The 26,451-nt window shown below is 72.1% G+C and carries 1 protein-coding gene; it reads right to left on the reverse strand.

The features are described from left to right. Entirely contained in the window at nucleotides 1-26,370 is a 26,370-nt protein-coding gene (locus HG543_RS01235; RefSeq protein WP_169342769.1) for a non-ribosomal peptide synthetase, read from the reverse strand. Between the last annotated feature and the right edge of the window lie 81 nt (nucleotides 26,371-26,451).

A 26,451-nucleotide genomic window follows, 5' to 3' on the forward strand; every position in this document is an offset into this window, starting at 1 on the left:
TCACTCGGAGTCCGGCTCCACCGGATCGAGGACCCGAGCAAGCGTCCTGGCGAGCGAGGCGACGTGGGGCTCGCGCAGGAGGCCGTAGTGGTCGCCGGTCACCTCGTGGACCCGGGGCGGCTCGGTGAGCCAGGGGCCCCAGCCCAGGTCCTCGGCGGACGTGGGTCCTCCAGAGGGAGTGGCCGCCCTGAAGACCCAGGTGGGGCCCGTGTAGGTGCCGCTGGGAGTGTAGTGACGCAGGGCCTCGTGGAGCCGCTGGTACACGGCGAAGAGGCACTCCGCCGCGGCCGGCTCCAGGTCGGGGGAGCGGGGCGACTGCTCCAGCACGGAGGCCAGCGCGTCGCGAGCGTCCAGCCGCCGCAGGTGCTCCACGTCCACGCCGAGACTCCGCCAGGGCAGGCCGAGCACCTGGGCGAAGCCGGCCAGCAGGGTGAGGGTGTCCGGCTCGGGCCTCACGTGGGCCGTGGGGGCGGGGGTGTCGAAGAGGGCGAGCACGTCCACGCGCTCTCCGTGGGCCTGGAGCAGGCGGGCCATCTCGTACGCGACGAGTCCGCCGAAGGACCAGCCTCCGAGCCGGTAGGGCCCGTGGGGTTGCACGGCGCGCACCTGCGCGAGGTAGTCACGCGCCAGTGCCTCCACGGAGGCCGGGGGCAGCTCGCCGCCTTCGAGTCCCGAGGCGGACAGGCCGTAGACGGGCCAACTCCCGCCGAGCTGGCGGACGAGGTCGGCGTAGCCGAGCACGCCGCCGCCTCCTCCGTGCACGAGGAAGAAGGGGCTTTGCGTGGAGGTACCCCGGTCCAGCCGCACGAGGTTGGGAGTGGCCTGCTGGACGCCGTGTCCGTGCTGCTCCACCCATCGGGCCAGCCGCTCCACGGTGGGGGCTTGGAAGAGGGTGGCCAGCGGTACCGTCAGCCCGGTGAGCTGGCGCAGGCGGGCCATGAGGCGCACGGCCAGGAGCGAGTGTCCGCCCAGGGCGAAGAAGTCGTCGGTGACGCCCACCTCCTCCACGTGGAGGACCTCGGCCCAGAGCGTGGCGAGGGACTGCTCGGTGGGAGTCCGCGGCGCGACGTGGGCGTGCGCGGAGGAGGCCTCGGGCGCGGGCAGGGCCTTCCGGTCCACCTTGGCGTTGGAGGTGAGCGGGAAGGCGTCGAGGACGACCACGGCCGAGGGCAGCATGTACTCGGGCAGCCGCCGCGCGAGGAAGGCGCGGAGCTGGACGGTGTCGAGGGGGGAGGAGGGCTCCGCCTTCGACGAAGGCACCACGTAGGCCACCAGCCGCTTGTCACCGGGCACGTCCTCGCGAACGAGGGCAAGGGCTTCGGCGACCTCGGAGTGCGCGAGCAGGGCGGCTTCGACTTCGGCCAGCTCGATGCGGAAGCCGCGAATCTTCACCTGGGCGTCGGCGCGGCCGAGGAACTCCAGCACGCCGTCCTTGCGCCAGCGGACGAGGTCGCCGGTGCGGTAGAGGCGAGCGCCGGGGATGCCGGAGAAGGCGTCGGGGACGAAGCGCTCGGCGGTGAGGGCGGGCTGCTCGACGTAGCCCCGGGCGATGCCGTCGCCACCGATGAACAGCTCACCGGTGACACCCACGGGCACCGGCTGGCCGGAAGCGTCCAGCACGTACACCCGGGTATTGCCGATGGGCTTGCCGATGGGAACGGAGGAGCCCACGTGGGCCACGTCCGTCATGCGGTGGTACGAGGCGAAGAGCGTCGACTCGGTGGGCCCGTAGCAGGCGGTGACGGGGATGCGCAGCTCCTCCAGCACCCGGCGCACGTGCGGCGCGCTGACGACGTCGCCCCCCGTGAGGAGCTGCTTCACGCCCCGTAGCGCGGTGAGGTGGTTGTCCACCACCTGGGTGAAGAGGCCGGAGGTGAGGTGCAGCGTCGTCACGCCGTGCTTCACCAGCACGGATTCCAGTTCATGCACGTCGGAGGGCGAGTGCGGAGGGAACACCACCAGCCGCGCGCCATGGAGCAGCGGGCCCCACAGTTCCAGGGTGGAGGCGTCGAAGGAGACAGGGGCAATGAGCAGGAACGTCTCGTCGGGGTCGAGGCGCGCATAGTCGACGCCGAAGACGGTGCGAAGCACGGCGGCCTGCGGGGTACCGACGCCCTTGGGCCGGCCGGTGGAACCGGAGGTGAAGTCGATATACGCGAGGCTCTGCGGCAGCGCGGCCAAAGAAGGAGGAGCGGAAGTCGGCAGCCCCTCCAGGGACACGTCCTCCAGGACCACCGTGGGCAGCCCGCCCATGGTGCCCGGGTTGGCGTCCAACGGCGCGGAGGCCGGGGGAAGTCCGCCCACCGGCAGCTTCTCCTTCAGCGCGCGTGAGGTGACGAGCACGCGAGGACGCGCATCCTCCACCATGGCCGCGAGGCGCTCACGGGGATAGGACGGGTCGAGCGGGACGTAGGCGCCACCTGCCTTGAGGATGGCGAGCAGCGAGACAATCAGCTCCAGCGAGCGGTCCAGGGCAATGGCCACACGCGAGTCGGTGGAAACGCCGTGGCCGCGCAGGTGCCAGGCCAGTTGATTGGCGCGCGCATCGAGCTGCCGGTAGGTGAGCTTCGTCTCCCCGAACTCGACAGCGACCTTGTCCGGGAAGCGGGCCACCACGCGCGAGAAGACCTCGGGCAGGGTGGACCCGCGCGGGTAGTCGGAGGCGGTGGCATTCCAATCCACCAGCATCTGCCGTTGCTCCACGTCCGACAGCATGGACACCGAAGCCAGCGACGTCTCGGGCCGGGAGACGAGCGCCTCCATCAGCGTACGGAAATGCTCCACCATCCGCCGAGCAGTGGCGTCCTCGAACAGGTCGGTGTTGTAGCCCAGGACGCCCTGATACCCCTCCGGCGTCGCTTCCAGGTTCAGCTCCAGCTCGAATCGCGCGGAAGGGGTGTCCACCGCCAGGGCGTGCAGTGTCAGCCCGGGCATCCGCGCCGAAGCCGTGGGCGCGTTCTGCAGGGCGAAGAACACCTGGAAGAGCGGGCTCCGGCTCAGGTCGCGCGAGGTCTGGAGCTCCTCCACCAGCCGCTCGAAGGGCACGTCCTGGTGCGCGTATGCGCCCAGGGCGGTCTCCCTCACCTGTTGCAACAACTGGCGGAACGAGGCCCGTGCCTCCACCCGGGTCCGCAGCACCACCGTGTTGACGAAGAAGCCGATGAGACCCTCCGTCTCTCCCCGCTGACGACCCGCGATGGGCGAGCCCACACCGATGTCCTGCTGGCCCGAGTACCGGGAGAGCAGCACCTGGTAGCCGGCCAGCAGCGCCATGAAGGGCGTGACGCCCTCCTGCTGGCAGAGCGTTGCGAGTGCCTCGGAGGCGGACCGCGAGAGCGCGACGGGCACCGTGGCGCCACGGAAGGTCCGCACGGGCGGGCGGGGCCTGTCGGTTGGCAGCTCCAGCGCGGCGAGCCCGGAGAGGCGCTCGCGCCACCAGGAGAGCTGTTCTTCCAGCACGGAGCCCTGCAGCCACTGGCGCTGCCAGACGGCGAAGTCGGCGTACTGGATGGGCAGGGGCGGCAGGGGAGACGGAAGGCCCTGGGTGAACGCCGTGTAGAGCGCGGCCACCTCGCGCACCAACACGCCCATGGACCAGCCGTCCGACACGATGTGATGCAGGTTGAGCGCGAGCACATGCCTGGAGGGCCCGAGCTTCCACAGTCCCGCGCGCAGCAGCGGGCCGGTGGTGAGACGGAACGGCCGCGACGCTTCCTCACGCAGTCCGTGCTCCAGCGCTTCCCGAGCGGCTTCGGGCTCCAGGCCGCCGAGGTCCATCACGGTGAGCTTCGGCTCCACGTGCGGGTGGATGAGCTGGAGGGGCTGCCCTTCCTGCTCGACGAAAGTGGTGCGCAGCGCCTCGTGCCGGCGGACCAGCTCGGAGAGGGCGCGGCGGAGCGAGTCCACGTCCAGCGTGCCCTCCAGCCGCACGAAGGCGGGCATGTTGTACGTGGCGCTGCCGGGCTCGAGCTGGTCGATGAACCACAGGCGCTGCTGGGCGAAGGACAGCGGCAGCGGACCCGTGCGAGGCACCGGGACGACGGGCGGCTGGCGCGCGGTCGTGGACGCACGGGTGGAGTCCACGCGCGCCGCGAGCCCCTCGACGGTGGGGGCGGCGAACAGCTCGCGCAGGGGAAGCTCGACTCCCAGGGTGGCCCGCACCCGCGAAACGAGCTGCGTGGCCAGCAGCGAGTGACCGCCGAGCGCGAAGAAGTTGTCGTGCACGCCGACCCGCGCGACGCGCAGGACCTGGGCGAAGAGGTTGGAGAGCAGCTCCTCGGTGGGTGTGCGAGGCGCGACGTAGGACTCGGGCGAGGACGTCAGCGCCAGGCTCGGAGCGGGGAGGGCCTTGCGGTCGACCTTGGCGTTGGAGGTGAGAGGCAGGGCGTTCAACCGCACGAGGGCGGAGGGCACCATGTATTCGGGCAGCCGCTGCTTCAGGAAGTCACGCAGCGCGGACATGTCGAGGGACTCAGGCGCGGCGACGTAGCCGACGAGGCGTTTGTCACCGGGCACGTCCTCTCGCGCCAGGGCCACGGCCTGGGCCACGCCAGGGAAGGCCAGCAGGGCGGCTTCGACTTCGGCCAGCTCGATGCGGAAGCCGCGAATCTTCACCTGGGCGTCGGCGCGGCCGAGGAACTCCAGCACGCCGTCCTTGCGCCAGCGGACGAGGTCGCCGGTGCGGTAGAGGCGCGCCCCGGGGATGCCGGAGAAGGCGTCGGGGACGAAGCGCTCGGCGGTGAGGGCGGGCTGCTCGACGTAGCCCCGGGCGATGCCGTCGCCACCGATGAACAGCTCGCCGGTGACACCCACGGGCACCGGCTGGCCGGAAGCGTCCAGCACGTACACCCGGGTATTGCCGATGGGCTTGCCGATGGGAACGGAGGAGCCCACGTGGGCGACGTCCGTCATGCGGTGGCACGAGGTGAAGAGCGTCGTCTCGGTGGGGCCGTAGCAGGCCGTCACCGGAATGAACATTCCTTCCAGGACCCGGCGCACATGAGGCGCGCTCACCACGTCGCCACCCGTGAGGAGCTGGCGCACGTTGCGCAAGGCCTCGGGACGCGAATCGACCACCTGGGTGAAGAGGCCCGAGGTGAGGTGGAGCGTGGTGACTCCATGCTTCGTCAGCACGGACTCCAATTCCTTCAGGTCGGAAGGTGAGTGCGGGGGGAAGACGACGAGTCGCGCGCCGTGCAGCAGCGGGCCCCACAGCTCCAGGGTGGAGGCGTCGAAGGAGACGGGGGCAATGAGCAGGAACGTCTCGTCCGGGCCGAGGTGCGCGTAGTCGACACCGAAGACGGTGCGCAGTACGGCCGCATGCGGGGTACCGACGCCCTTGGGCCGGCCGGTGGAGCCGGAGGTGAAGTCGATGTACGCGAGGCTTTGTGGCAGCGCGGTGGAAGGAGGCGTGGAAGTGGGCAACCCCTCCAGGGACACGTCCTCCAGCACCACGGTGGACAGCCCGTCCATGGGCAGCTTCGCCAGCAGCGCGCGAGAGGTGACGAGCACGCGAGGACGCGCGTCCTCCACCATGGCCGCCAGACGCTCACGCGGATAGGACGGGTCCAGAGGCACGTAGGCGCCCCCGGCCTTGAGGATGGCCACCAGCGAGACAATCAGCTCCAGCGAGCGGTCCAGCGCGATGGCCACGCGCGAGTCGGTGGACACACCGAGGCTCCGCAAGTGCCAGGCCAGCCGGTTGGCGCGCGCATCGAGCTGCCGGTAGGTGAGCTTCTCGTCCCCGAACTCGACAGCGACCTTGTCCGGAGAGCGAGCCACCACCTGTGCGAAGACCTCGGGCAGGGTGGAGCCGCGCGGGTAGTCGGAGGCGGTGGCGTTCCACTCCACCAGCATCTGCCGACGCTCGGGCTGCGTGAGCATGGGCAGCGACGCGAGAGGTGCCTCGGGCCGGGAGACGAGCGCTTCCACCAGCGCGCGGAAGTGCTCCGCCATCCGTTGCGCGGTGGTGCTTTCGAACAGGTCGGTGTTGTAGCTCAGCGCGCCCTGGTATCCCTCGGGCAGCTCGCCCAGGCTGAGCTGGAGCTCGAACTTGATGTTGGGGTTGTCCATTGCCTCCAGCGGATGCAGCGTCAGCACGGCGTTCCGCGCCGCGGGCATGGGCGCGTTCTGCAGGGCGAAGAAGACCTGGAACAGGGGGCTGCGGCTCATGTCACGAGTTGGCTGCAGCTCCTCCACCAGCCGCTCGAAGGGCACGTCCTGGTGCGCATACGCGCCCAGCGCCGCTTCCTTCACCTGCCGCAGCAGGTCGCGGAAGGAGCCGCGAGCCTCCAGCCGCGTGCGCATCACCAGCGTGTTGACGAAGAAGCCGATGAGGCCTTCCAGCTCACCGCGCTGGCGGCCCGCGATGGGCGAGCCGACGGCGATGTCCTGCTGGCCGGAGTAGCGCGACAGCAGCACCTGCCAGGCGGCGAGCAGGGCCATGAAGGGCGTGGCGCCCTCGCGCTGGCACAGCAGCCGGAGCCGCTCGGACGTCGCGTGCGACAGCGCCACGGGCACCTGGGCGCCATGGAAGGTCTGCACGGGAGGACGAGGCTTGTCGGTGGGCAGCTCCAGCGTGCTCAGCCCCGAGAGCTGGCGCTTCCAGTAGCCGAGCTGCTCGTCGAGCACCGCGCCCCGAAGCCACGCACGCTGCCAGACCGCGTAGTCCGCGTACTGGAGCGCCAACGGAGGCAGGGGGGAAGGCAGGCCCTGGGAGAATGCCTCGTAGAGCGCGCCCACCTCACGCACCAGCACGCCCATGGACCAGCCGTCCGAGACGATGTGGTGCATGTCGAGGGCGAGCACGTGGTCCGTCTCGCCCAGCTTCAGCAGCCGCGCGCGAATCAGCGGACCGGTGGAAAGGTCGAAGGGCCGCAGCGTCTCTTCACGCAGACGGCGCTCCAGCTCGGCGCGGGCGGCCTCGGGCTCCAGGCCGCTGAGGTCCACCGTCTCCAGCGGGAGTGAGCCGATGGGAGAGATGACCTGGAGGGGCTGTCCCTCCTGCTGGGTGAAGGTGGTGCGCAGTGCCTCGTGGCGCTGCACCAGCGCCTCGAAGGCGCGGCGCAGCGCGTCCGGGTCGAGCACGCCTTCCATGCGCACGAACGTGGGCATGTTGTAGGCGATGCTGCCGGGCTCGAGCTGGTCGATGAACCACAGTCGCTGCTGGGCGAAGGACAGCGGCAGCGCGCGGGGGCGACCCGAGGGCGCGATGGCCGGGGCCTGAGCGCTCGTCGTCGAGGCATTGCGCGAGGACTCGATGCGCGAGGCGAGCGCGGCGATGGTGGGCGCCTCGAAGAGGGCGCGCACGGGCAGCTCGACCTGGAAGGCGCGGCGCATGCGGGAAATCACCTGCGTGGCGAGGAGGGAGTGGCCGCCGAGGAAGAAGAAGTCCTCGGTGACGCTGACCTTCTCGAGCCGGAGCACCTCGGCCCAGATGGCGGCGAGCTTCTCCTCCGTGGCGTCGCGGGGGGCGACGAAGCTGGCGCGGGTGTCGGTGGACGCGTCGGGGGCGGGGAGCGCCTTGCGGTCCACCTTGCCGTTGGGCGTGAGCGGCAACGCCTCCAGCATCACGAAGGCGGAGGGCACCATGTACTCGGGCATGCGCTCGCGCAGCCACTCGCGCGGCGAGACCGGGGTGCGCGGGACGACGTAGGCCACCAGCCGCTGCTGGCCGGGCACGTCCTCGCGAGCCATCACCACCGCGTCGCGCACGCCCGCGTGGGCGCGCAGTGCGGCCTCGACCTCGCCCGGCTCGATGCGGAAGCCACGCACCTTCACCTGCGAGTCCTGGCGGCCCAGGTACTCCAGCGAGCCGTCCCGCAGCCAGCGCACCCGGTCACCGGTGCGGTACAGGCGCGAGCCGGCGGTGGTGGCGAACGGGTCGGGCATGAAGCGCTCGGCGGTGAGCGCGGGACGGCCCAGGTAGCCCCGGGCGAGCTGCGCGCCGCCGATGAACAGCTCCCCGGGAACGCCCGGCGGCACGGGCCGCAGGTGTTCATCCAGCACGTAGAGCCGGGTGTTCGCCACCGGCCGGCCCATGGGCACGGTGGAGCCGTGCTCCTGGCCCGTGGCCAGCGCGGAGGTGGCGTCGATGGTGGTCTCGGTGGGGCCGTACAGGTTGACCAGCCGCGTCTGGGGGAGCAGCGCCCGCGGGCGCGTGGCCAGCTCGGAGGCCAGGGCCTCGCCGCCGCAGAACAGCCAGCGCAGGTGCGTGGCGCTCCGCAGGCCCTCCTCCTCCAGCATGAAGCGGAGCATGGAGGGCACCACCTGCAGGACGGTGATGCGCTGACGCACCACGCAGGCCACCAGCTCGGCCGGGTCGCGGTGGGCGTCGGGCGGCGCGAGCACGAGCGGGGCGCCCACCAACAGCGACGCCCAGCATTCCCACACGGACGCGTCGAAGCTCAGCGGCGTCTTCTGCAGCACCCGGTCCCCGGCGGTGATGCCGAAGGCGGAGAGGAACCACGCCATGTGATTGACGAGGGCGCCGTGCGGGATGACCACGCCCTTGGGCTGGCCGGTGCTGCCCGACGTGTAGATGACGTAGGCGGCATCGCTCGCGGACACCGCGACGTCCGGCGCGCGCGTGTCCTCGCGGAGCGAGGCGTCGTCGAGGCACAGCACGTCCGTGCCCTCGGGCAGCAGGCCGAGCAGGGCCTGCCGGGTGAGGAGCACCCGGGCGCCCGAGTCCTGGAGCATGAAGGCCAGGCGCTCGCGCGGATAGTCCGGCGCCAGCGGCACGTAGGCGGCGCCGGCCTTGAGGATGCCGAGCAGGCCCACCACCATCTCGGGAGCACGCTGCACGCAGAGCGCGACGCAGTCACCCGGGCGGACGCCCCGGCGCAGCAGCGCGCGGGCGAGCTGGTTCGCTCGTGCGTCCAGCTCCCGGTAGGTGAGCCTCGCGTCGTCGGACTCCACGGCCACCGCGTCCGGAGTGCTCCGCGCCCAGGCCGCGACGCGCTCGTGGACGCAGGCGTCCTCCGGGAAGGTCGTTGCCGTGGCGTTCCAGTCCACCAGCACCTGCTGGCGCTCGGCGCCGGTCAGCAGGGAGATGGAGGCCAGCGGCGCCTCGGGGCGGGAGACGAGGGCCTCCACGAGGACGCGGAAGTGCTGCGCCATCCGCGCGACGGTGGCACCGTCGAACAGGTCGGTGTTGTACCGCAGCATGCCGGTGAGGCCGTTCGGCGTCTCTCCGAGGCACAGCTCCAGGTCGAACTTGATGGTGGGGTTGTCCACCTCCAGCGGGTGCAGCGCCAGCCCCATGCCCCGGGCCGCGGTCGTGGGCGCGTTCTGCAGGGTGAACATCACCTGGAACAGCGGGCCGCGGCTCATGTCACGCGCGGGCTGCAGCTCCTCCACGAGGCGCTCGAAGGGCACGTCCTGGTGCGCATAGGCGCCCAGGGCCACCTCCTTCACCTGACGCAGCAGGTGGAGGAAGGAGGCCGGGTCCTCCACGCGGGCGCGCAGCACCAGCGTGTTGGCGAAGAAGCCGATGAGGCCTTCCAGCTCACCGCGCTGACGGCCGGCGATGGGCGAGCCGACGGCGATGTCCTGCTGGCCGGAGTAGCGCGACAGCAGCACCTGGAAGGCCGCGAGCAGCGCCATGTAGAGCGTGGCGCCCTCGCGCTGACAGAGCGCCTTGAGCGCCTCGGCGGTGGCGCTGGAGAGCGCGAGAGGCACATCCGCGCCGTTGAAGGTCTGCACGGGCGGCCGCCGCTTGTCGGTGGGCAGCTCCAGCGTGGAGACACCGGAGAGCTGCTCGCGCCAGAAGGCGAGCTGCTCGTCGAGCACCGCTCCCTGGAGCCACGCGCGCTGCCAGACGGCGTAGTCTGCGTACTGGAGCGTCATGGGCGGAAGGGGCGAGGGTCGGCCCTGGGAGAAGGCCTCGTAGAGCGCCGCGACCTCACGCACCAGCACGTTCATGGACCAGCCGTCCGAGACGATGTGGTGCATGTTGAGGGCGAGCACGTGCTCGGTGGGCGACAGCTTCAGCAGCCGCGCGCGAATCAGCGGGCCGGTGGAGAGGTTGAAGGGCCGCAGCAGCTCCTCGCGGAGGTGGCGTCCCAGCTCGGCGCGAGCGAATTGGGGCTCCAGGGCGCTGAGGTCCACCACCTCCAGCGGCAGCGTGCCGGTGGGGGCGATGACCTGGAAGGGCTCACCCTCCTGCTGGATGAAGGTGGTGCGGAGCGCCTCGTGGCGCAGCACCAGCTCGTCGAAGCCGCGCCGCAGGGCGGCCTCATCGAGCGCTCCCGTCATGCGCACGAACGTGGGCATGTTGTAGGTGGGGCTGTCGGGCTGGAGCTGGTCGATGAACCACAGGCGCTGCTGGGCGAAGGACAGCGGCATCGGCCCGGTACGGAGCACGGGGACGAGGGCGTGAGCCTGGGTGCCCGAGCGGGAGGCGTCGATGCGCTCGGCGAGGGCGGCGACGGTGGGCGCCTCGAAGAGCGCACGCAGGGGCAGTTCCACTTCGAAGGTGGAGCGGATGCGGGAGATGACCTGGGTGGCCAGCAGCGAGTGACCGCCGAGTTCGAAGAAGTTGCCGGTGACGCTCACCTGCTCGAGCCGCAGGACGCTGGCGAACAGCTCGGCCAGCTTCTCCTCGGTGGCATTGCGAGGCGCGACGTAGGCCTCGGCGGAGGCCAGCGCCGCGTCGGGGGCGGGAAGGGCCTTGCGGTCCACCTTGGCATTGGAGGTGAGGGGCAGGGCGTCCAGCCGCACGAGGGCGGAGGGCACCATGTACTCGGGCAGCCGCTGCTTCAGGGAGTCGCGCAGGGCGCTGATGTCGAGCGACTCGGGAGCGGCGACGTAGCCGACGAGACGCTTGTCACCGGGGACGTCCTCGCGAACGAGGGCCACGGCCTGGGCGACGTCGGAGAAGGCGAGCAGGGCGGCTTCGACTTCGGCCAGCTCGATGCGGTAGCCGCGCACCTTCACCTGGGCATCGGCACGGCCGAGGAACTCCAGCACGCCGTCCTTACGCCAGCGGGCGAGGTCGCCCGTGCGGTACAGGCGAGCACCGGGGATGCCGGAGAACGCATCGGGGACGAAGCGTTCGGCGGTGAGGGCGGGCTGCTCCACGTAGCCGCGGGCGACGCCGTCACCACCGATGAACAGCTCACCCGTGACACCGACGGGCACCGGCTGGCCGGAAGAGTCCAGCAGGTACACGCGGGTGTTGCCGATGGGCTTGCCGATGGGAACGGAGGAGCCCACGTGGGCGACGTCCGTCATGCGGTGGCAGGAGGCGAAGAGCGTCGTCTCGGTAGGGCCGTAGCAGGCAGTGACGGGGATGCGCAGCTCTTCGAGGACGCGGCGCACGTGAGGCGCGCTGACGACGTCGCCACCGGTGAGCAGCTGCTTCACGCCACGCAGCGCGGCGAGGTTGTGGTCCGCCACCTGCGTGAAGAGACCGGAGGTGAGGTGGAGCGTGGTGACACCGTGCTTCACCAGCACGGACTCCAGCTCCTTCAGGTCGGAAGGCGAGTGAGGAGGGAACACCACCAGCCGCGCGCCATGGAGCAGCGGGCCCCAGAGTTCCAGGGTGGAGGCGTCGAAGGAGACAGGCGCGATGAGCAGGAACGTCTCGTCGGGGCCGAGGTGCGCGTAGTCGACACCGAAGACGGTGCGCAGCACGGCGGCCTGAGGGGTGCCGACCCCCTTGGGCCGGCCGGTGGAGCCGGAGGTGAAGTCGATGTACGCGAGGCTACCGGGCAGCGCAGCGAAAGGAGGCGCGGAGGTCGGCAGCCCGTCCAGGGACACGTCCTCCAGCACCACGGTGGACAGCCCGTCCATGGGCAATCCACGCGCGGCCGACAACGACGAGGAGGCCGGCTGCCCCTGGGAGGTGGACGAGGAGGCCGGCTGCCCCTGGGAGGTGGACGAGGAGGCCGGCTGCCCCGGAGAGGCCAACGTCTCGGCCACGGGCAGCTTCGCCCGCAGCGCGCGAGAGGTGACGAGCACGCGAGGACGCGCGTCCTCCACCATGGCCGCGAGGCGCTCACGGGGGTAGGACGGGTCGAGCGGGACGTAGGCGCCCCCGGCCTTGAGGATGGCGACCAGCGAGACAATCAGCTCCAACGAGCGGTCCAGCGCGATGGCGACACGGGAGTCGGTGGACACACCGAGGCTCCGCAGGTGCCAGGCGAGCTGGTTGGCGCGCGCATCGAGCTGCCGGTAGGTGAGCTTCTCCTCCCCGAACTCGACAGCGACCTTGTCGGAGAAGCGAGCCACCACCTGCGAGAAGACCTCGGGCAGGGTCGAGCCGCGCGGGTACTCGGAGGCGGTGGCATTCCAGTCCACCAGCACCTGTCGGCGCTCCACTTCCGAGAGCAGCGACATCGAAGCCAGAGACACCTCGGGACGGGAGACGAGCGCCTCCACCAGCGTCCCGAAGTGTTCCACCATCCGCCGAGCCGTGGTGCCCTCGAACAGGCTGGAGTTGTAGCCCAGGACGCCTTCGTAGCCCTCCGCGGTGTGCCAGAGGTTCAGCTCCAGCTCGAACCGGTTCGTGGGGTTCTCCACCTCCAGCTCTCGCAGCGCGAGCGGCGACCTTCGTGCCGCCGGCCTGTCCGCGTTCTGCAGGGCGAACAGCACCTGGAAGAGCGGTGTGCGGCTGAGGTCCCGCTCCAGTTGCAGCTCCTCCACCAGCTTCTCGAAGGGCACGTCCTGGTGGGCGTAGCCGCCCAGGGTGGTCTCACGGACCTGGGCCAGCAGCTCGCGGAACGTGACGTGGGGCCGCACCTGGGCCCGCAGGACCAGGGTGTTGACGAAGAAGCCGATGAGCCCCTCCGTCTCCGCGTAACGGCGGCCCGCGATGGGCGAGCCCACGCTGACGTCCTGCTGCCCAGAGTAGCGCGACAGCAGCACCTGGAAGGCAGCGAGCAGCACCATGAAGGGCGTGGCCCCTTCCCGTTGCGCCAGTGCCGTCAGGGCCGCGCCGAGCTCACCGGACAGCCGCACCGGTACCGTACCGCCCTGGTTCGACAGCACCGCGGGGCGAGGCTTGTCCGTGGGCAGCTCCAGGTGCGGAGGCGCTCCGGCCAGCCGCTCCTTCCACCAGCCGAGCTGTGCCTCCAGCGTCGCGCCGCTCAGCCACCGCCGCTGCCACACGGCGTAGTCCGCGTACTGCACCGGCAGCACCGGCAGCTCCGGCGACCGTCCCTCCGAGAACGCCGCGTACAGCGCTTCCATCTCGCGCACCAGCACGCCCATGGACCAGCCGTCCGAGACGATGTGGTGCATCACCACCACGAGCACGTGCGTCTCGGGCGTCAGCCGCAGCAGGCGGGCGCGCAGCAGTGGGCCCGTGCCCAGGTCGAAGGGCATCGCCGCCTCTCGCATGGCGCGGCGACGTGCCTCCTCCCAGCGCTCGCTCTCGGGCAGCGCGCCGAGGTCCTCGGCCTCCAGCCGGAACTCCGAGGGCGGATGGATGACCTGGACGGGCGCGTCCTCGCGAGTCGCGAAGGTGGTGCGCAGCGCCTCGTGCCGCTCCACCAGCGCGGAGAAGGCCCGCTGGAGCGCGTCCACCCGGAGCGTCCCGTCGATGCGCAGGGTGACGGGGACGTTATAGGCGGCGCTCCCGGGTTCGAGCTGGTCGATGAACCACAGGCGCTGCTGCGCGAAGGACAGCGGCAGCGCGCCATCGCGCGGCACGGGGACGGGAGGCGGGGCCTCCGGCGCCGAGCCCTCGCCCCGCGCGACCTCGATGCGCCAGGCGAGCGCTCCGAGCGTGGGCGCCTCGAACAGGGCGCGCAGGGGCAGCTCCACGCCCAGGGACGCGCGGATGCGCGAGATGAGCCGCGTGGCCAGCAGCGAGTGACCGCCCAGGTCGAAGAAGTTGTCGTCGACACCCGGCCGGGCCGCGCCCAGCACCTCGGTCCACAGCACGGCGAGCCGCTGCTCCAGCTCCGTCCGAGGCGCCACGTACTCCCGCTGCGTGGACGCAGTGGCCTCGGGGGCGGGAAGCGCGCGCCGGTCCACCTTGCCATTGGGCGTCAGTGGCAGCGCGTCCAGCGGCACCAGCGCCGAGGGCACCATGTACTCGGGCAGCTTCTGGCGGAGGAAGTCCTTGAGCGCCGGGGCGTCCACGTCAGACGGCACGACGTAGGCCACCAGGCGCCTGTCTCCAGGCCGGTCCTCGCGCACCATCACCACGGCTTCCTTCACCCGCGGATGCTGCGTCAGCGCGGTCTCCACCTCACCGGTCTCAATGCGGAAGCCGCGCAGCTTCACCTGGCCGTCCTTGCGGCCCAGGAACTCGAGGGTGCCATCCGCGAGCCACCGCACGCTGTCTCCCGTGCGGTACAGCCGCTCCCCGTCTCCGAAGGGGTGGGGCACGAAGCGCTCGGCCGTCAGCTCCGGCCGTCCGAGGTAGCCCACCGCGAGGCCGTCTCCGCCCACGTACAGCTCGCCCGGCACGCCCACCGGGACGGGATGCAGGGCTTCGTCCAGCACGTACACCGTCGTGTTGTTGATGGGCCGGCCAATGGACACCGAGCGGGTGCCGACGTCGTCCAGCGAGTCCATGGCGTACACGGTGGAGAAGGTCGTGTTCTCCGTCGGGCCGTACACGTTCATGAAGGGATGTCCGGCGGAGAGTCGCTCCTTCGCGCGAGCGATGGGCATCGCCTCTCCGCCGCTCATCAGTTGCTTCACGTGGGCCAGGGTCTCGGGGTACCGGGCCTGGAGCTGGTCGAAGAGGGCCGTGGTCATGAACAGCGAGGTGATGCGGTGCTCACCCAGCGTGCGGCCCAGCTCCTCCAACGACGGCGCTCCATGCGGGTACACCACCAGCCGCGCGCCGTGGAGCAGCGCGCCCCACAACTCCAGCGTGGACGCGTCGAACGAGATGGACGAGAGGTGCAGCCACACCTCCTCTGGCCCGAAGCGCACCCAGTCCGCCCCCAGCACGAGACGGGAGATGCCGCGGTGGGGAATGCCCACGCCCTTGGGCCTGCCCGTGCTCCCCGACGTGAACATCACGTACGCGAGGTTGGCGCCGCCCACCCGGTTCGGTGGGTTGTCCTCGGGTTCGTGCACCCGCTCGGAGTCCACGAGCACGACCTGCTCGCCCTCCTCGGCCACCAGGGGGGCCAGCTTCTCCTGGGCCACGAGCACCGCGACGCCGGCCTCGCGCTTCATCCAGCGCAGCCGCTCCCGCGGGTAGTTCGAATCGAGCGGGACGTAGGCCCCTCCGGCCTTGAGGATGGCCAGGATGCCGACCACCAGCTCCGGCGAGCGCTCCACGCACAGGCCCACCCGGACCTCCGGGCCCACGCCCAGCCGCCGCAGGTGGTGCGCGAGCTGGTTCGCCCGCCGGTTCAGCGCGTCGTAGGACAGCCGTCGTCCCGCCTGCTCCACCGCCACCGCGTGCGGCGTCTTCCGCACCTGCGCCTCGAACAGCTCCGCCACCGAGGCGTCTCGTGGATACGCCGTCGCCGTCCCGCACCACGCCTCCACCACGCGGCGACGCTCGTCCGCGTCCATCAGCGGCAGCTCCCCCACCCGAGTCCCGGGCGCGGCGACCGCCGCCTCCAGCAGCGTCTCCAGGTGCTTCAGCAGGCGGCCCGCCGTGTCCGGCACGAAGAGGTCGCTGTCATGGTTGAGCACCACGGCGGCGCCCTCGGCCGTCTCCCACACGAGCAGCGAGAGGTCGAACTTCGACGTGAGGTTGCCGGCGTCCACGGCCTTCATCGCCAGCCCCTGCCGGAGCTTCACCTCCGTCATCGGTGTGTTCTGCAGGGTCAGCGCGACCTGGAAGAGCGGGTTGCGGCTCAGGTCACGCGCCGGCTGCAGCTCCTCCACCAGCTTCTCGAAGGGAACGTCCTGATGGGCGTAGGCGCCGAGCGTCACCTCGCGCACCCGGGCCAGCAGCTCGTGGAAGGACGCCCGTGGAGAGACGCGCGTCCTCAGCACCAGGGTGTTGACGAAGAAGCCGATGAGCCCTTCCGTCTCCGCGTGCGTGCGGCCGGCGATGGGCGAGCCCACGCACACGTCCTCCTGGCCCGAGTAGCGCGACAGCACGGCCTGCCAGGCGGCCAGCAGGACCATGAAGGGCGTGGCCCCCTCGTCCTGGGCCAGGGCCTTCACGCCCTCCCAGAGGGCCTTCGGCCAGGTCCGCTGCTGGACTCCGCCCCGGAACCGCTGCACCGGGGGACGCGGCTTGTCCGTGGGGAGCTCCAGCGCGCTCGGAGCGCCCTGGAGCTGCTCGCGCCACCAGCCGAGCTGCGCGTCGAGGGTCTCGTCCCGCAGCCAGCCGCGCTGCCACACCGCGTAGTCGGCGTACTGCACCGGCAGCTCCGGCAGGGGAGAGGGCTGTCCCTCGGAGAAGGCCTCGTACAGCGCGGCCACCTCGCGGACGAGGATGCCCGAGGACCAGCCGTCCGTGACGATGTGGTGCAGGTTGAGCAGCAGCACGTGGTCCGTGGCGCCGCGCTTCACCAGCAGCACGCGAATCAGCGGGCCCGACTCCAGGGAGAAGGACCGCTGAGCGTCCTCGTCGATGAGCCGGCGTGTCTCCGCCTCCGCTGCGGCTCCCGCCAGCCCGCTCAGGTCCACCACGCGCAGAGGCAGCTCCGCGGCCGGAGCGATGACCTGCACGGGGGCGTCCCCCTCCTGACGGAAGGTGGTGCGCAGCACCTCGTGCCGGCGGACCAGCTCCTGGAGGGCGCGTTCGAGCGCCGCGACGTCCAGCGGGCCGTCGAGCCGCACGGCCGCGGGGATGTTGTAGAAGGCGCTGCCCGGCTCCAGCCTGTCGAGGAACCACAGGCGCTGCTGCGCGAAGGACAGCGGCAGCGGGCCCGAGCGCGGCACGGGGACCAGCGGCGGGCGCGCCTCTCCGCGCTTCGCGGAGTCAATGCGCTCGGCCAGCTCCGCCACGGTGGGCGCTTCGAAGAGGTCCCGCAGAGGCATCTCGACGCCGAACGTCGCGCGCACGCGCGAGACGAGCTGCGTGGCCAGCAGCGAGTGGCCTCCCAGGTCGAAGAAGTTGTCGTGGGCTCCCACGCGCTCGGCGCGCAGCAGCTCCGAGAAGAACAGCGCGAGCTGCCGCTCCGTCTCCGTGCGGGGCGCCACGTACTCGATGGCCTCGTCGCTGGCCGGAGCGTCCGGGGCGGGCAGGGCCTTGCGGTCCACCTTGCCGTTGGGCGATAGCGGCAGCGCGGGCAGCACCACCACGGCCGAGGGCACCATGTACTCGGGCAGCTTCTGCTGGAGGAAGGCGCGCACGGCGCGGGATTCCAGCTCCTCGTCGGTCTCCGCCACCACGTACGCCACGAGCCGCTTGTCGCCGGGGACGTCCTCGCGCACCACCACCACGGCCTCGCGCACGCCAGCGAACTGGCGCACCCCGGCCTCCACCTCGCCGGGCTCGATTCGGAAGCCGCGCACCTTCACCTGGAAGTCGGTGCGGCCCAGGAAGTCGAGCGTCCCGTCCTTGCGCCAGCGCACCCGGTCACCCGTGCGGTACAGGCGCGCACCGGGAATGGCGCTGAAGGGATGGGGCACGAAGCGCTCGGCTGTCAGGTCCGGGCGGCCCAGGTAGCCCCAGGCCAGGCCGTCACCGCCGACGTACAGCTCGCCGGGCACGCCCACGGGCACCGGCTGCATGGAAGCGTCCAGCACGTATGCGGTGGAGTTGGACAGCGGCCGGCCAATGGGCACGGAGGCGCCCACGTCCGAGCCACGCCGCAGCGTGTGCGTGGCGGAGAACGTGGTGTTCTCCGTGGGGCCATAGCCGTTGACGAGGACGGCGCCGTCTCCCAGCCGCTCCAGGTGCTGACGCACGCGCGCGGTGGGCAGCACGTCACCACCGGCGAGCACCTGCCGCACGTGGGCCAGCGCCTCGCCCTGGTGCAGCACCACCTGCTCGAAGAGGGCGGCCGTCAGCCACAGCGTGGTGACACCGTGCCGCGCGAACAGCTCGCCCAGTTCCTCCAGTGAGGGCTTGTGCGGGGGCGCCACCACCAGCCGGCCGCCGTTGAGCAGCGCGCCCCAGACTTCCAGCGTGGACGCGTCGAAGGCCACGGGCGCCAGCTGGAGGAAGGTGTGCTCCGGCCCGAACTGGATGAACGAGGAGCCGCGTACCAGCCGCACCACGCCTCGGTGCGGCACGCTGACGCCCTTGGGCTGGCCGGTGCTGCCCGAGGTGAACATGACGTACGCGAGGCTGTCGGCGGAGACCTCCACCTCCGGCGGCGTCTGGGGCCAGCGCACCACCTGCGTCCACTCGGAGTCCAGGCACACGAGGAACTGGCCCAGCGCGGGCAGCTCGTCCGCTACGTGCTCCTGGGTGAGCAGCACGCCGACGCCGGCCTGCTGGAGCAGGAAGGTGATGCGCTCGACGGGGTAGGTGCGGTCCACCGGCACGTAGGCGCCGCCGGCCTTGAGCACGCCGAGCAGCGCCACCACCAGCTCCAGCGAGCGCTCCAGGCACACGCCCACGCGCGAGCCCGGCGCGACGCCGCTGGCGCGCAGGTGGTGCGCGAGCTGGTTCGCGCGCGCATCGAGTTCCGCATACGTGAGCCGCGCGTCACCGAAGACGACGGCCACCGCGTCCGGCGTGAGGGCGGCCTGCCGGGCGAACAGCGTGTGGATGGGCGTGTCACGCGGGTAGACCGTGGTCGTCGCGTTCCAATCCACCAGGACGCGCTGGCGCTCGGCCTCCGTCAACAGGGACAGGGAGGCGAGGGTCGCCTCGGGACGCGCGACGATGCCCTCCACGAGGACGCGGAACTGCTCCGCCATCCGTGAGACGGTGTCCGCCTCGAAGAGGTCCGCGTTGTAGGAGAGCTGGCCGGAGAAACCCTCGGCCGTGCGCCACAGCCCGAGCTCCAGCTCGAAACGAACCGGGCTGTCGTCCACCGGCTGCGCGCGCAGCGTCAGTCCGGGCAGGGACAGCGTGGGCACGGGCGCGTTCTGGAGGACGAAGGTCGCCTGCACCAGCGGAGGACGGCTCAGGTCCCGCTCCACCTTGACTGCTTCCACCAGCCGCTCGAAGGGCACGGACTGGTAGGTGAACGCGCCGAGCACGCTCTCTCGCTCCCGGGCCAGCAGCGAGCGGACGGTGTCCGAGCCCGACACGCGGGCACGCAGCGGCAGCGTGTTGACGAAGAAGCCGACGAGTCCTTCCAGCTCTCCCCGGTCGCGGCCCGCCAGCACGGTGCCGACGAGCAGGTCCTCCTGGCCGGTATGCCGGCTGAGCAGCAGGTGCCACGCGGCGAGCAGGGCCATGAAGGGGGTGATGCCCTCCCGGCGGCAGAAGGCCTCCAGGGCCTCGGCGAGCGGCACCGGCAGGAGCACCGGGCGAGCGCCGCCCCGCGAGGTCTGCACCGCCGGGCGCGGCCTGTCCGTGGGCAGCTCCAGCGCCTGGGGCGCACCGGCGAGCCGCTCGCGCCACCAGCGGAGCTGGTGGTCCAGCATGTCATCCCGCAGCCAGCCGCGCTGCCATGCCGCGAAGTCCGCGTACTGCACGGACAGCTCCGGGAGCGGCGAGGGCCGGCCCTCGGAGAAGGCGAGGTAGAGCGCGGCCAGCTCGCGGACGACGACGCCCATGGACCAGCCGTCCGACACGATGTGATGCTGGGTGAGCACGAGGACGTGCTCCTGGGCACCGAGCCGGAGCAGGGCGGCGCGCAGTAGTGGGCCGCGGGTCAGGTCGAAGGGGCGGAGCGCCTCATCCCGAACCCAGCGCGCGACGTCGCGCCGCGCCTCGGGCTGCTCGGACAGGTCCGTCACCGGCAGCGGCACGGGGGTGGCGGGGTGGATGACCTGCACGGGGCCGCTCGGGCCCTCGCGGAAGGTGGTGCGGAGCGCCTCGTGGCGGCGGACGAGCTCCGTCAGGCCGCGCCGCAGGGCGTCCGCGTCCAGGGTGCCCGTCAGGTGGAGCGTGCCCGGCAGGTTGTAGAAGGCGCTGCCCGGGTCGAGCTGGTCGAGGAACCACAGGCGCTGCTGTGCGAGCGACAGTGGCAGCTCGCCCGTGCGCGGGACGGGCACCAACGGAGGAACCTGGGGGCCCTGTCCGGCGAGCACCGCCCGGTCCACCCGCACGGCCAGCTCCGCCAGAGTGGTGGAGTCGAACAGGTCCCGCAGCGGCAGCTCCACACCGAACGCGGCGCGGATGCGGCTGATGGCCTGGGTGGCCAGCAGGGAGTGGCCGCCCAGCTCGAAGAAGTTGTCGGACAGGCCGACCCGCGGCACGCCGAGCACCGTGCTCCACACCCCGGCCAGCAGCGTTTCGGTCTGGGTGCGCGGGGCGACGAAGTCGGGACGGCCGCTGTTCGCCGACTGGTCCGGCGCGGGCAGGGCCCTGCGGTCCACCTTGCCGTTGGAGGTGAGTGGCAGGGCCGGCAGTACCACCACGGCGGAGGGCACCATGTACTCGGGCAGGGACGTCTTGAGGGCGGCGCGCAATGCGGCGCTGTCCGCCGTCATGCCCTCGCGAGGCACCACGTAGCCCACGAGCCGCTTGCCGCCGGGCCCGTCCTCGCGCGCCACCACCACGGCCTCGCGGACCTCGGGGAGCTTCGCGAGCGCGGACTCCACCTCGCCCAGCTCGATGCGGAAGCCGCGCACCTTCACCTGCGCGTCGGCTCGGCCGACGAACTCCAGCGTGCCGTCCTCGCGCCAGCGCACGACGTCGCCCGTGCGGTACATGCGAGCGCCGGCTTCCACTTCCGCCGCGAACGGGTCCGGCACGAAGCGCTCGGCGGTGAGCTCCGGACGGCCCGCGTAGCCCCGGGCCACTCCCACGCCGCCGAGGTACAGCTCGCCCTTCACGCCCACGGGCACCGGCTCGCGGCGCGCATCCAGCACGTACGCGCGCACGTTGGCCAAGGGCCGGCCGATGGAGGGCACACGCCCATCCGCCACGCACTCGGTGAGCGTGGCCACGACCGTCGCCTCCGTCGGGCCGTACGAGTTGATGAACCGCCGACCCGGAGCCCAGCGCGCCACGACCTCCTCGGACAAGGCCTCGCCGCCAGAGATGACGGTGCGCAGCTCTGTCAGACCCTCCGGTGACGTGGCCGCCAGCGCCGCCGGGGTGAGGCTGACGACCGTGAGCGCCTCGTCCCGCAGCAGCTTCTGGAGCGGCGCACCCGGCATCAGCTTCTCCAGCGGCGCGAGCACCAGCGTGCCGCCGGAGCACAGCGTGGTGAAGATCTCCTCCACCGACAGGTCGAAGCTCAGGCTGGCGAACTGCAACACCCGGCTGCCCGGGCCGATGCCGTAGGCCACCGCCTCCTGCGTCACGAGGTTCGCCACGCTCCGGTGCTCCACGGCCGTGCCCTTGGGCGTGCCGGTGCTGCCTGACGTGTAGAGCAGGTACGCCAGGTGGCTCGGAGTCACGCCCGTGCCGGGCGCCTCGGTGCTCTCGTGCGACAGCGCGTCCCGCTCGGAGTCGAGGCAGAGCGCTCGGGCACGGTGCGCCTCCGGGAAGCGCTCCAGCAGCGTCGACTGCGTCACCAGCACCGCCGCGCCGCTGTCCTCCAGCATGAAGGCCAGCCGTTCGCGCGGCAGCAGCGGATCCACGGGCACCCAGGCGCCCCCGGCCTTCAGGATGCCGAGCAGCCCCACGACGATGTCCAGCGAGCGCTCCACGCTGAGCGCGACATGGACCTCGGGCCCTACTCCCCGGCGGCGCAACGCGTGCGCGAGCTGGTTGGCGCGCTGGTCGAGCCGCGCGTACGTGAGGTGCTCGCCCTGGAAGGAGGCAGCCACCACGTCCGGCGCGCGGCGCGCCTGGGCCTCGAACAGCGAGTGGATGCACGCCTCGGGGAAGGGCGCGCAGGTGGCATTCCAGTCCACGAGCACGCGGCGCCGCTCCTCACCCGACAGCAGCGAGAGCGCGGACAGGCGCTGCTCGGGCGCGGCGACCACGGACTCCACGAGCGAGCGCAGGTGCCGCACCATGCGCTCGGCGGTGGACGCGTCGAACAGGTCGGCGCGGTAGTCCAGCGAGCCCTCGAACCCCTCCGCCGTGCGCGTCAGCGTCAGCGTCAGGTCGAACTTCGCGACGTGGTCCCCCATGGGGACGCTGCGCAGCGACAGCCCCGGCAACGTCAGCTCCGCGGGCGGCGTGTTCTGCAGGATGAACATCGTCCGGAACAGCGGCGCCTGACGCAGGTCGCGCATCGGCTGGAGCTGCTCGAAGGGGACATGCTGGTGCGCATAGGCGCCCAGGGCCGTCTCCCGCACGCGGCGCAGCAGCTCGCGCACCGTCGGCTCGCCGTCCAGGCGGGTGCGCAGCACCAGCGTGTTGAGGAAGTACCCGACGATGCCCTCCAGCTCGGCGCGGTTGCGGCCGGCGACGGGAGTGCCGACGGAGATGTCCTCCTGCCCGGAGTAGCGCGACAGCAGCACCTGGAACGCCGCCAGCAGGAGCATGAAGGGCGTGATGCCCTCGCGCTGGCAGAGGGACTCCACGGCCACGGCCAGCGAGCGCGGGAACAGGACGGGCGCCAGGGCTCCCGGTGGCGAGGCATGGTGCGTGCGTGGGCGGTCGGTGGGCAGCTCCAGGTCCTGCGGCGCTCCGTCGAGCTGTCGCCGCCACCACGCGAGCTGCTTCTCCAGCTCCGCGTCATCCAGCCACCGGCGCTGCCACGCCGCGTAGTCCGCGTACTGGAGCGGCAGCTCCGGCAGCGGCGAGGGCCGGCCCTCGGAGACGGCGGGGTAGAGCGCGGTCAGCTCGCGCACCAGGACGCTCATCGACCAGCCGTCCGAGACGATGTGGTGCACGTTGAGCAGCAGCACGTGGAGCCGCGGCTCGAGCTTCAGCAGCAGGGCCCGCAGCAGCGGGGGCGTGGACAGGCTGAAGGGGCGCAGGGACTCCGCGCCGACCCGGCGTCGCGCCTCGGCCTGACGCGCGTCGGCCGGGAAGTCACTCAGGTCGACGAGAGGAAGCTCCAGCGGCACGGGCGCATGGACCCGCTGCACGGGCCCGTCGGCCTCGCCGTGGAACGTGGTGCGCAGGGCCTCGTGCCGGCGCACCAGCTCGGAGAGGCTCTGGCGCAGGGCCTCGACGTTCACCTCGCCGGCCAGCTCCAGCGTGAACGACATGTTGAAGGCCGCGCTGCCGGGCTCGAGCTGGTCCAGGAACCACAGGCGCTGCTGCGAGAAGGAGACGGGCAGCGTCCCCGAGCGAGGCACGCGCTCGATGGGCGGCTGCGTGCCGACCTCACCCGCGCTCACCGCGGCGTCGATGCGCGCCGCGAGCGCGGTGACGGTGGGCGCCTGGAACAGCTCGCGCAGCGCCACCTCCACGCCGAAGGACGCGCGGACGCGCGAGACGACCCGGGTGGCCAGCAGCGAGTGGCCCCCCAGCTCGAAGAAGCTGTCCCTCGCTCCCACGCGCTCCACGCCCAGCACCTGCGCGAAGAGCGCGGCCACCAGCTCCTCCGTGGGCGTGCGCGGGGCGACGTACTCGCGGGACGTCTCCCCCTGCTCCGGGGCGGGCAGGGCCTTGCGGTCCACCTTGCCGCTGGGCGACAGGGGCAGGGCCGGCAGCACCACGAAGGCCGACGGCACCATGAACGCGGGGAGCCGCTCTCCGAGCGCGGTGGCCAGGGCCGCGACGTCCAGGGACGCTCCAGGGGCGGCCACGACATACGCCACCAGCCGCGCGCCAGCGGCTCCGTCCTCGCGGACGACGACGACGGTGTCGGCCACCCCTGGCAGGGCGCGCAGGGCGGACTCGATTTCCCCCAGCTCGATGCGGAAGCCGCGCAGCTTCACCTGGAAGTCGGCGCGGCCCAGGTACTCCACCGTCCCGTCCGGCAGCCAGCGCGCCAGGTCTCCGGTGCGGTACATGCGCGCGCCCGGGGTGTCGCTGAACGGGTCCGGGACGAAGCGCTCCGCGGTGAGCTGGGGCCGGCGCCAGTAGCCGCGCCCCACCTGCACGCCGCCGATGTACAGCTCGCCCGTCACGCCGGTGGGCGTGGGCTGGCCCGCCGCGTCGACGATGTAGATGCGCGTGTTCGCCACCGGCCGGCCGATGGGCACCGAGCGCAGCGGCTGCCCGCGCGGGCACTCCCAGTAGGTGACGTCCACCGCGGCCTCGGTGGGGCCGTAGAGGTTGTGCACGGCGGCGGCCGGCAGGCGCGCCTGGGCCTTGAGCACCAGGTCCCCCGGCAGCGCCTCGCCGCTGCACACCACGCGGCGCAGGTCGGCCAGGCCCTCCAGGCCCGGTTCCTCCACGAAGGCGCGCAGCATGGAGGGCACGAAGTGCGCGGTGGTGACGCGCCGCTCGGCCATCAACTTCACGAGGTAGGCCGGGTCCTGGTGGCCGCCGGGGCGCGCCAGCACCAGCCGGGCGCCCGTCAGCAGCGGCCAGAAGAACTCCCACACGGAGACGTCGAAGCTGAACGGCGTCTTCTGCAGCACCGTGTCGTCCGCCGTCAGCCCGTACTCGCGCTGCATCCACAGCAGCCGGTTGACGACGCCCAGGTGCGCGTTCATCGCCCCCTTGGGGCGGCCGGTGCTGCCGGAGGTGAAGATGACGTACGCCAGCGACTCCGGGCCCGCCAGGAGCGCGGGCCGGGTGGCGGGCCGGGCCTCGACGGCGGCCCACTGCGTGTCCAGGCACAGCACCCGGGCGGAGTGGGGCGGCAGGACGTCCCGCAGGCGCTCCTGCGTGAGGAGCACCGGCGCGGCGGCGTCCTCCAGCATCCAGGCAAGACGCTCGCGAGGGTAGGCCGGGTCCAGCGGCACGTAGGCCGCGCCCGACTTGAGGACGCCCATCAGCGCGACGACCATCTCCAGCGAGCGCTCCAGGCACACGCCGACGAGCGACTCGGGGCCAGCCCCCAGCGCGCGCAGGTGGTGCGCGAGCTGGTTGGCGCGCGCGTCGAGCTGCGCGTAGGTGAGGCACTGCCCCTCGAACTCCAGGGCGACGGCGTCGGGCGTGAGCGCGGCCTGCCGTTCGAAGAGCTGGTGGAGGCACACGTCGCGCGGGAGGTCCGCGGCCGTGTCGTTCCAGCCCACCAGCACGCGCTGGCGCTCGGTCGCGTCCATCAGCGGCAGCTGGGACAGGCGCCGCTCCGGGTGCGCGGCGATGGCCTCCAGCAGCCTCTGGAAGTGGCCCAGCAGCCGCGTCACCGTGGGCGCCTCGAACAGGTCCGTGCGGTACACCGCGGCGACGCGCAGGCCCTCGGGCAGCTCGGTGGCCAGCAGCATCAGGTCCACCTGGGCGGTGCCGCTGTCCACCGGCCGCGCCTCCAGCCGCAGCCCCGGCACGTCCAGGGGCGGCAGCGGCGCGTTCTGCAGGGTGAACATCACCTGGAACAGCGGTGAGGTGCTCAGCTTGCGCTCGGGCTGGAGCGCCTCCACCAGCTTCTCGAAGGGGACGTCCTGGTGCGCGAAGGCCCCCAGCGCGACGTCATGCACCCGCCCCATCAGCTCGACGAACCCCGGGTCTCCGGACAGGTCCGTGCGCAGCGCGAGCGTGTTGACGAACAGGCCGACGAGCCCCTCCAGCTCGGAGCGGTTGCGGCCGGCCACGGGCGTGCCGACGACGACGTCGTCCTGGCGGCTGTAGCGCGACAGCAGCGCGGCGTAGGCGGACATCAGGACGGTGAAGAGGGTACGGCCCTCGCGGCGGGCCAGGTCCTTCAGCGACTGGAGCAGCGCGGGCGGCAGCACCACCGTGAGGCGCGCGCCGTCGGTGCCCGCGACGGCGGGGCGGGGCTTGTCGGTGGGCAGCTCCAGCACCGCGTTGGCGTCCAGCCGCTGGCGCCACCAGCCGAGCTGCGCGTCCAGCGTCTCGCCCTTGAGGGCGTCGCGCTGCCACCCGGCGAAGTCCGCGTACTGCATGGGCAGCGGCGGCAGCGGCGACGGGCGGCCCGCCGCGAGCGCGGGGTAGAGCGCGCCCAGCTCCTTCACCAGCACGCCCATCGTCCACCCGTCGGAGACGATGTGGTGCACGTTGAGGAGCAGCAGGTGCTCGCGCGCTTCCCAGCGGTACAGCACCGCGCGCAGCAGGGGGCCCTTCTCCAGGTCGAAGGGCTGCCTCGCGTCCGCGTGCAGCCGGCTCCACGCCTCCGGCTCGCCCGTGACGTCCAGCACGGGCAGGGCGACGTCCAGCGAGGGGACGATGTGCTGGAGCACCCGAGCGTCCTGCTCGACGAAGGTGGTGCGCAGCGCCTCGTGGCGCTGCACCAGCTCCTGGAGGGCGCGGCGCAGGGCGTCCCCGTCCAGCTCGCCGGACAGGCGCACGGCGGTGGGGCTGTTGAGGGCGGCGCTCCCGGGGTTGAGCCGCTCCTGGAACCACATGCGCTCCTGCGCGAAGGACACCGGGGCGCGGCGGGGTTGACGGGCCTTGTCGCGCAGCAACTCGGCGAGTCGCGCGCGCTTCTGCTCGGGGGTCAGCGCCATGGGCCGTGGCTACCTTTCAATGCGCGCAGGCGAAGCCATGGCGCGGCCAACGCCGGCCGGCGGTTCCCTGCGCGCACTCAC

It is taken from the genome of Pyxidicoccus fallax (assembly GCF_012933655.1).
In the GTDB taxonomy this organism is placed as follows: Bacteria; Myxococcota; Myxococcia; order Myxococcales; family Myxococcaceae; genus Myxococcus; species Myxococcus fallax.

What these genes read in the sequence shown, in the direction of transcription:
- HG543_RS01235 (WP_169342769.1), bottom strand. Translation starts at nt 26,370, where the DNA reads ATGGCGCTGACCCCCGAGCAGAAGCGCGCGCGACTCGCCGAGTTGCTG.